Here is a 2,873-nt window from a genome sequence, read left to right as displayed (position 1 = left end):
GTGGATTTTCTGGGCGACGAGTCGACCATCGCGTTCGACGAAGAAGCTCAGCATCTGTGTTCGGTCCCCTCCGAAATCCGTTGACACTCAGAAGTGAAACACGTTACAGCCGCAGCTGCGGAGCGTGGTGCTGGCAGTGCCTGCGCATCTGGGGTACACCCCAACACCACAGTCGTGACCGGGGACGAACAGCGTCAAAATAGGGTGAGAATTCGCCTTTCTTGACACTTGTCGGCTGGGTTCTTAGAGTTCAACCTGACAATTTCGGTCTCTGGAGGGGTGAATCATGCGGGTCGGCTATATCCGGGTCAGCACGGTCGATCAGAACACCGTGCGCCAGCTCGACGGGATCGATGTCGAACGCACCTTTACTGATAAGGCCTCCGGCAAGGACACCACCCGCCCCAAACTCGACGAGATGATCGCCTTCGTCCGCGACGGCGACACCGTCATCGTGCACTCCATGGACCGCCTCGCCCGCAACCTCGACGACCTACGCCGGCTTGTGCGCACCCTCACCGGCAAAGGCGTACGAGTCGAATTCGTCAAGGAGAGCCTGACTTTCACCGGCGAGGACTCACCCATGGCGAACCTGCTGCTGAGCGTGATGGGCGCCTTCGCCGAATTCGAACGCGCTCTCATCCTCGAACGCCAACGCGAAGGCATCGCCGCCGCGAAGACCCGCGGCGTCTACACCGGCCGCAAGCCCGCCCTCACTACCGAACAGGCTGCGCAGTTGCGTGAGCGGGCCGCGGCTGGCGAATCGAAATCGGTGCTTGCCAAGGACTTCGGGATCAGCCGCGAAACCGTCTACGCCTACTTGCGGTCCGCGCCGGCCACGAGCTGAGGGCTCGGCAACCATTCACGTACCGGGGATCTCGACCAGGCGCCGCAACTGTCGACAAGCCGAGTGATCCCCAAGATACTGCGATGATGGGCGGATGCACGGGTGGGACGTCCTTGCCGCTGAAAGTGGCGGCAGCAGTCCGGCATTGACGATCGCTGTGGGACTGGCTGCACCGGTAGCCACGATTATCGGTGCGCTTATCGCGGCGAGCGCCTCCCGAGCGAACACCGAGAAGTCGCTGGGTGATCAGCTGACCACCCTGGCCGGGCTGATCGAGAAACTGAATGCGCTACCCGAAAGCGCCTCCGGCAGGTCGGATCTGGTACGAGCCGTGCACGACCTCCGGACAGCTATCGACAGGCGCAAGGACCTCCTGGCCCGGCGAGAACAGTTCTGGGAGCTGGTCAGGACCGCCGCGTTCGTCGCAGCTGTCGGCACCGCGGTCGCGCTCGCGCTGTACGCCCGCACGGGCGGAGTCGAAACAGCCCTGCACGACCCGCACTTCTGGTGGTGGACGATCGGATTCGCTCCCGGAGCGATCCTGCTCTTCGTCCTGACCGAGCCCAAGAAGTACAGCCCCTTCCAAACCTCGCCCACTCCGTCATCGGACGACGACAAGAAACCCGACACGAAGGCGTAGCGCACCAGGGCCTGCAGGAATCCGCCATCACAATCCGCGACAGTTCTCGACACGATTCACCGACAACGACGTGACCGGCCGACCTGGGCGCCATAGCGCCCTGCGGCCAGTGTCGGGAAACCGATCGATTCCCAACACCAGGTCAGGCGCCACTCAACTGCGGGCCATGTCGATAAACCGGCTCATGTGGAGTTGGTGCGCGACGGTGATGGTGCAGGCAGGGCCCTGCCGGTGCTTGAGCAGCAGGAGGTCAGCCTCGCCGCCGCGCGGGTCATCGCGCTCCCAGGCATCGGGGCGGTGCAAAACGATTACGTTGTCGGCGACGTGAGCGATGGTTCCCGAGTCACGGAGGTCGGCAAGAGTAGCGCGAGCAGGCAGTTGTCGGGGGCCGGGATTGTTCGACAGCTGGACGGTGGCGACAATCGCGATATTCAAGTCCAGGGCAAGGGCTTTGAGTCGCCGCGTGATCTCGGAGATCTCCCGCTCTCGGTTTTCGTATGGGACTTCTCTGCGAGCGGTCACCAGGTGCAGCGAGTCGATGATCAGGAACTTCACCCCGGCGTCTTCAACCTCGTCGGTGACAGTCTCCACGATCTCGGTGATGTCTCGATCCTTCGGACGGTATATCGACAAGGGCGCGTCGGCTATTTCCGACATCCGCTTGGCCAGCTTGGTCCAGTCCTCGTCGGACATGTACCCGTTCCGGAGGTCCCACAGCTTGATCCGGGCCTCGGCGCTGAGTGCCCGCTTGATCACGGTCTTCGGGTATGAGTCCAGCGTCGCGAACATCGTCGGCACCTTCTGCCTGATCGATGCGAACCGGGCGAAATCGAGGGCGAGGGTACTGGCGCCGACACCAGGATGCGCGCCGACCACGGTCAAAGTCCCTGGCTCCAACCCGCCGGTTACTTCATCGAGCTCGTTGAATCCCGTGGGAATGCCGAGGATCTCGCGCTGCGCAGTTCGGCTTGCTCGAGCGTCGATGTCGTCGATAGCGGTCTGGAGAAGCTCATCGAGGTAGTGGAGACCGTCTGCTCTGGCACTCTCTGTGCCAGTGGAAGTTTCGCTCACCAGTTGGTTATACGCGCTGCGGGCGGCGTAATTTGAACAAAGCCGCCGCGGTGTGGTCGCGGCGCCTGGATAGAGGGTCTGAGGCAGTCGGTGGAGTACACCAGCACACACGGATGCCAGAACGGGTGGATGGGCTACGACGAGGAGTACCGGCCGATCCCGTGCTACATCTGCCGGCCGAACCTAGCGAAACCCGCGCAGGTCAACGACTGCGGGACAGAGAACCAACCCCTGCGTCGCCATCCGGTCGAGGATGCCTGGGCAGAGGCCATCCAGATCGAGTTCGCCGACGACAATCGAGGCTTGAAGTTGAGC

The 2,873-nt window shown here is 62.8% G+C and carries 4 protein-coding genes; 3 read left to right on the top strand and 1 reads right to left on the bottom strand.

Features of this window, described 5'->3' with window-relative positions; translation table 11 throughout:
- Positions 1 to 286 precede the first annotated feature (286 nt).
- Both A5780_RS07925 and A5780_RS07920 read left to right on the top strand, forming a co-directional pair.
- Complete coding sequence (locus A5780_RS07925; protein ID WP_064908130.1) at positions 287 to 847, top strand: recombinase family protein; 561 nt, start codon at positions 287 to 289, stop codon at positions 845 to 847.
- Between the two features lie 94 nt (positions 848 to 941).
- Complete coding sequence (locus A5780_RS07920; protein ID WP_156769418.1) at positions 942 to 1,487, top strand: hypothetical protein; 546 nt, start codon at positions 942 to 944, stop codon at positions 1,485 to 1,487.
- Between the two features lie 153 nt (positions 1,488 to 1,640).
- Here A5780_RS07920 and A5780_RS07915 read toward each other — a convergent pair whose 3' ends face one another.
- Positions 1,641 to 2,558, bottom strand: a complete 918-nt coding sequence (locus A5780_RS07915) for a DnaB-like helicase C-terminal domain-containing protein (RefSeq protein WP_064908128.1) — start codon at positions 2,556 to 2,558, stop codon at positions 1,641 to 1,643.
- Between the two features lie 129 nt (positions 2,559 to 2,687).
- On the opposite strand from A5780_RS07915, the gene A5780_RS07910 reads away from it, so the two are divergent.
- Positions 2,688 to 2,873, top strand: a 186-nt coding sequence (locus A5780_RS07910) for a hypothetical protein (protein ID WP_156769417.1), incomplete at its 3' end; no start/stop codon positions are given.

The organism is Nocardia sp. 852002-20019_SCH5090214, from assembly GCF_001665865.1.
Taxonomy (GTDB): domain Bacteria; phylum Actinomycetota; class Actinomycetes; order Mycobacteriales; family Mycobacteriaceae; genus Nocardia; species Nocardia nova.
Note: the sequence above shows the minus strand (reverse complement) of the source record. Positions and strands in the feature narration are given on the sequence as shown.

Coding starts and splice junctions, on each gene's coding strand:
- A5780_RS07925 (WP_064908130.1), top strand. CDS start 287: ATGCGGGTCGGCTATATCCGGGTCAGCACGGTCGATCAGAACACCGTG.
- A5780_RS07920 (WP_156769418.1), top strand. CDS start 942: ATGCACGGGTGGGACGTCCTTGCCGCTGAAAGTGGCGGCAGCAGTCCG.